This is a genomic window from Chitinophaga sp. (genome assembly GCF_035564935.1).
GTDB lineage: Bacteria > Bacteroidota > Bacteroidia > Chitinophagales > Chitinophagaceae > Chitinophaga.
In genome coordinates this window covers 1-5193 of the sequence record NZ_DATMTE010000303.1, presented here as the reverse complement: position 1 = coordinate 5193, position 5193 = coordinate 1, and the positions used below count along the sequence as shown (strand labels likewise).

4 protein-coding genes are annotated in these 5193 nt (G+C 48.9%); all 4 read left to right on the top strand.

Annotated elements, in window-relative coordinates; translation table 11 throughout:
- On the top strand, window positions 1-974 hold a 974-nt coding region (locus VN105_RS08110; protein WP_325639689.1), incomplete at its 5' end, for a homocysteine S-methyltransferase family protein.
- A 48-nt stretch (window positions 975-1022) separates the two neighbouring features.
- On the top strand, window positions 1023-3788 hold the full coding sequence (metH, locus tag VN105_RS08105; protein WP_325639687.1) for a methionine synthase: 2766 nt from the start codon (window positions 1023-1025) through the stop codon (window positions 3786-3788).
- A 122-nt stretch (window positions 3789-3910) separates the two neighbouring features.
- On the top strand, window positions 3911-4675 hold the full coding sequence (locus tag VN105_RS08100) for an exodeoxyribonuclease III (protein ID WP_325639685.1): 765 nt from the start codon (window positions 3911-3913) through the stop codon (window positions 4673-4675).
- Window positions 4676-4687: 12 nt separating this feature from the next.
- Window positions 4688-4990, top strand: a complete 303-nt coding sequence (locus VN105_RS08095) for a DUF4286 family protein (protein WP_325639683.1) — start codon at window positions 4688-4690, stop codon at window positions 4988-4990.
- Window positions 4991-5193 lie beyond the last annotated feature (203 nt).

Genomic DNA, 5193 nt, shown 5'->3' with positions numbered 1-5193 from the left:
TCGATGGCGCCATGGGCACCATGATTCAACGCTACCAACTCCAGGAATCAGACTACAGGGGCACACGCTTTGCCGACTATCCAAGTGATCTTAAAGGCAATAACGACCTTCTTAATCTTACTCAGCCTCAAATCATTGAAGCCATCCACAAAGAGTACCTGGAAGCAGGCGCTGATATTATTGAAACCAATACTTTCAGCAGCACTTCTATTGCGATGGCCGACTACGATATGCAGGCGCTGGCCTATGAGCTGAATGTAGCAGCCGCGCAAATAGCTAAACGGGCTACGGCGGAATACACCGCCAAAAACCCCGGTAAGCCGCGTTTTGTTGCCGGCGCCATCGGCCCGATGAACAAAACCCTGTCGCTGTCGCCGGATGTTAATAATCCCGGGTTCCGCTCTGTATACTTCGACGAAGTGGCTGCAGCGTATGAAGAGCAGGTGCGTGGCCTCTCCGATGGCGGGGTGGACATGCTGCTGATAGAAACTATTTTTGATACGCTGAACTGTAAAGCAGCCATCTATGCCATCAAGAAATACTACCGTGAATCAGGCAAACCTGAAATCCCGGTAATGATTTCCGGTACCATCACAGATGCCTCCGGCAGAACCCTCAGCGGGCAAACCCTGGAAGCATTTTATATCTCGGTTATGCATGCCAACCCGTTTTCCATCGGTTTAAACTGCGCCCTGGGCGGACAGCAAATGCGTCCTTACGTAGAGGAGCTCTCCAACATAGCCAGCTGCTATGTGAGCTGCTACCCCAATGCCGGCTTACCCAATGCCTTTGGAGAATATGATGAGGAACCGGAAGATACCGCCTGTATCATTGAAGACTTTGCCTCATCGGGCTTCGTTAACATAGTAGGCGGCTGCTGCGGTACCACCCCCGATCATATACGCCACATTGCAGAACATGTGAAACATATCAAACCACGCCTCAAACCCGTATTAGCCGAAACTCTCGCCTGATAAGCCGTAACAGGCAGGTTTTCTATTCAAACATCACTTACAGCAGAAATGAGCGAAACAATTATAAACAATACAGATACTGTCAACGAACCTATTGCCGGTGAAGAACGCAGGGTGATCAAACCCTTTATGCGCCTGAGTGGCCTGGAACCGCTGGTGGTAAGACCTGAAACAAATTTCATTAACGTAGGAGAACGCACCAACGTAACCGGCTCCAAGAAGTTTGCCCGCCTCGTAAGAGAAGGACTATTCGAAGAAGCCCTGTCTGTTGCCCGCCAACAGGTGGAAAGCGGCGCGCAGATCCTGGACGTGAACATGGATGATGCCCTGCTCGACGGAGAAGCGGCTATGTCTACCTTCCTTAACCTCCTGGCGGCAGAACCGGATATTTCCCGCATCCCGGTGATGATCGATTCCAGTAAGTTTTCCGTGATTGAATCCGGGCTGAAATGCGTTCAGGGTAAATGTATTGTTAACTCTATCAGCTTAAAGGAAGGAGAAGCCAAATTCATTGAGCAGGCGCACATCTGCAAAAGCTATGGCGCCGCAGTAGTGGTAATGGCATTCGACGAACACGGCCAGGCTGATACCGAAGAAAAAAGGGTGAGCTTCAGTCACCGCGCCTATAAGATACTCACCGAAGTGGTAGGGTTTGCTCCCCAGGATATCATCTTCGATCCCAATATCTTCGCTATCGCTACCGGTATCGAAGAACATAATAACTACGCGGTGGAATTTATCAATGCCACCCGTCGTATCAAACAACTGATGCCCCTCGCAAAAATAAGCGGCGGTGTAAGTAATGTATCCTTCTCTTTCCGCGGTAATGAAACCGTAAGAGAAGCCATGCACTCTGTATTCCTGTTCCACGCCATCAAAGCCGGAATGGATATGGGTATTGTAAATGCCGGGATGCTGCAGATCTATGATGATATAGAACCCACCCTGCGCGAACTTTGTGAGGATGCCATACTAAACAGACGGGAGGATGCTACGGAAAGGCTGATACAATTCGCAGAAACCGTAAAGGCCAAAGGGAAGGTAATAGAGAAAGATGAAACCTGGAGACAGGGCACTGTGGAAGACCGTTTGAGCCACGCACTCGTAAATGGTATCACCGAATACATAGATGAAGATACGGAAGAAGCCCGCCTGAAATACCCCCGCCCATTGGATGTAATTGAAGGCCCGCTGATGGCGGGGATGAACATTGTTGGCGACCTGTTCGGCAGCGGTAAAATGTTCCTCCCGCAGGTGGTGAAAAGTGCCCGTGTAATGAAAAAATCCGTGGCCATCCTCACACCATATATAGAACAGGAGAAATTACGGATACAGGCAGAACAAGGCGGGGAAATAAAAGCCGCCGGTAAAATCCTGCTGGCTACTGTAAAGGGCGACGTACACGATATCGGCAAAAACATTGTAGGCGTGGTGCTGGCCTGTAACGGCTATGAAATTATTGACCTGGGTGTAATGGTGCCTGCAGAAAAGATCCTGCAAACCGCCCGCCAGGAAAAAGTGGATATCATTGGTTTGAGTGGCCTGATCACCCCCAGTCTTGATGAAATGGTACACGTTGCCCGTGAATTAAAGCGGCAGGATTTCAATATCCCGCTGATCATCGGAGGCGCTACCACCAGCCGCACCCATACCGCAGTTAAAATAGCGCAGGAATATGCACACGGCGTGGTACACGTACTGGATGCATCCCGCAGCGTTACGGTAACCGGCAGCCTCCTTAATAAAGCGCTGAAACCCGGATTCCTGGCCGGTATACAAACAGAATACCAGAAGCTGAACGAAGCTTTTAAGAATAAGAAACAAACCAAACAATTCCTGCCGATCGCTGATGCCCAGGCCAATAAAACCGACATCAACTGGGATGCCTTCACACCTGTGAAGCCTAAAATGACCGGTGTGATGAAGTTTGAAAACTATGATCTCGGTGAAATTGCGAAATATATCGACTGGCAGCCCTTCTTTATTGCCTGGGAACTACACGGCAAGTTCCCGCAGATCCTCACTGATGAAGTAGTAGGCGTGGAAGCTACCCGGCTGTTTAATGATGCAAAAGAATTGCTAAACAAAATAATTGCGGAAAAGTGGCTGGGCGCCAATGCTGTCATTGGCCTCTATCCTGCCAGCAGGGTAGCTCCTGATTCTGTAAAGGTAACTCCTGAACAACCGGAGATCAAACCGGTACAGCTGGAATTTCTGCGCCAGCAGGTAAAGAAAGCACCGGGGCAGCCTAACCTTTCCCTTGCAGATTTCATTGCCCCTGCCGAATCCGGCAAAACCGACTACATAGGCGGCTTTGCGGTAACCACTGGTATCGGTATTGAAAAATGGCTGGAGAAATTCAAAGCGGAACACGACGACTATAACAGCATCATGCTGAAAGCACTGGCCGACAGGCTTGCAGAAGCCTTCGCAGAGCTGATGCACGAACGTGTGCGTAAAGAGTTCTGGGGCTATGCATCAGAGGAACATCTGAGCAATGAAGACCTGATCAAAGAAGCCTATGCAGGTATCCGCCCCGCGCCGGGTTACCCGGCCTGCCCGGACCATACCGAGAAATGGAAACTGTTTGAATTGCTGAACGCTACAGAAAACACCGGCATCACCCTCACCGAATCGCTGGCTATGTACCCCGCTTCCAGTGTAAGCGGCTGGTATCTTGCCAACCCGGAGGGTAAGTATTTCGGTCTTGGAAAAATTGAAAAAGACCAGGTGACAGACTATGCTGCCCGTAAAAACTGGACAGTAGAAGAAGCCGAACAATGGCTGCGTCCCAACCTCGAATACGATATATAAAAGCATTACCCGTTAATTGTTACGGATCTGTGGAGGGATAAAAGGCGGATTTTTTCGCATTATCTGACCACAGATCCGTAATTCGTAAATTTAGTGATGTAATGCCCTAAACAACACCCAACATGAGAATCATATCTTACAATGTGAATGGCCTGAGATCAGCCATGACCAAAGGCTTCACAGAATGGTTACAAACAGATCCCGCTGATATTATCTGCCTGCAGGAAATAAAGGCCCACCAGGAAAACATTGACTTCCAGCAATTCGACAATCTCGGTTATGCACATTACTGGTACCCGGCCCAAAAGAAAGGATACAGCGGCGTAGCCGTGCTTACCCGGATAAAACCCGACTTTGTACAGTATGGCAGTGGCCACGGCCAGAGCGACCTGGAAGGCCGTTTTATAAGGCTCGATTTCGGCGATATCACCCTGATTAATACTTACTTCCCTTCCGGTACCAGCGGAGAGCTTCGTCAAACCTATAAATACCAATGGCTGGAAGAGTTCTTCCTTTACCTGGATGAACTGAAAAAAACCCGTCCCAACCTGGTAGTATGCGGGGATTACAATATCTGTCATAAACCAATAGATATCCATGATCCTGTGAGCAATAAAAACGCTACCGGCTTTTTGCCCGAAGAACGGGCATGGATGGACCGTTTCTTTGAGAGCGGCTTCGTAGACAGCTTCCGTCATTTTAATACCGATCCCCATCAATACAGCTGGTGGAGCTTCCGGGCCAATGCCAGGAACAATAACAAGGGCTGGCGTATAGACTATATCAACGTTGCCCTGCCACTGAAAGAGCGTCTGAAACATGCTGCTATTTACCAACAGGTAAAACACTCGGATCATTGTCCGGTATTCGTGGAACTGGCAGTATAAACAAAGAGAGGTATGATTATATACAACGTAACTACCAAAGTAGCCACAGATACGCATTTCAGGTGGCTTCAATGGTTACAGGAGGAGCATATTCCGGCGATGCTGGCCACGGGACTCTTTCATGATTACCGCATCAGCCGTTTACTGGAGCAGGACGATGAAGAGGGACCTACCTATGTTGTGCAATATTTTGCAGATAGCCTGAATGACTACCAATCCTTCGCAGACCAGCACCAACAGGCGCTGCGGCAAAGAGGGTATGATCTTTTCGGCGACCGTTTTATCGCTTTTACCACCGTAATGGAGGTTATTTAAGTAGGGATCTTTACTAAACTTATCCACAGGAAATCCACTATTTCCGGGGCATCCGGACTTTGGTACAATAGTTGGTCCAGTCCTGCGTTATTAGTAAAAAAGCTGGTAAACAAGCCAGGGTACAGGGTTTTATGCGAACCTGCTAATGGGCCAAGCTTTAGCACAGGAAACATCAATCAGCTGTAACCGTTACCAGTAGCGTT

What these genes read in the sequence shown, in the direction of transcription:
- metH (WP_325639687.1), top strand. Translation starts at nt 1,023, where the DNA reads ATGAGCGAAACAATTATAAACAATACAGATACTGTCAACGAACCTATT.
- VN105_RS08100 (WP_325639685.1), top strand. Translation starts at nt 3,911, where the DNA reads ATGAGAATCATATCTTACAATGTGAATGGCCTGAGATCAGCCATGACC.
- VN105_RS08095 (WP_325639683.1), top strand. Translation starts at nt 4,688, where the DNA reads ATGATTATATACAACGTAACTACCAAAGTAGCCACAGATACGCATTTC.